Source organism: Treponema sp. R80B11-R83G3 (assembly GCF_054786115.1).
This window is the reverse complement of the sequence record NZ_BDHF01000437.1, coordinates 1-533: the sequence shown is the minus strand read 5'-3', so window position 1 is coordinate 533 and position 533 is coordinate 1. Positions and strand designations below refer to the sequence as shown.

Below are 533 nucleotides of genomic sequence, written 5' to 3'. Positions count from 1 at the left end.
CTATTCCTTTTACCATACTTACCGATGACTGGCGCGTTTTTGAACTTTGGAATCCGCCAAACTTTCTTGCCAGTAATCCTAACGATGGGAATGGCGTTGTTAACCCCGTTACCTATGAATACAAAAATTTCTTTACAATGGATATTTCCAAACGTTGGTTTAAAAAGTTGAATGAACTTAATGCGAAAGGACTAATCGACAAGACAAGTTTTACAGACAATTATGACCAGTATCAGGCGAAAATCGCATCTGGTCGTGTGTTGGGGCAGAGTGTTCAGGGTTGGCAATTCATATACGCGGCGGATTTGGCGAATAGGGATCGTGGTGAGAATAACCGCACTATGGCTCCGCTTCCAATCGTTTTTGACGAAAATATCAGGCCGCATTATCGCAATATAACTATTCCAAATCTACTGCGAGGAATGGGAATCAGCGTCAGCGCAAAAGACCCTGTAAGAATCATCCGCTTTTTAAACGATTTCCTTTCGGAAGAAATACAGCGTACCGTAAATTGGGGTATTGAAGGAAAACAT

1 protein-coding gene is annotated in these 533 nt (G+C 41.8%); it reads left to right on the top strand.

The annotated features are described in order from the left end of the window. Window positions 1-533: hypothetical protein (locus ACYVRH_RS14335; protein ID WP_461257548.1), on the top strand; the 533-nt coding region annotated here is incomplete at both ends.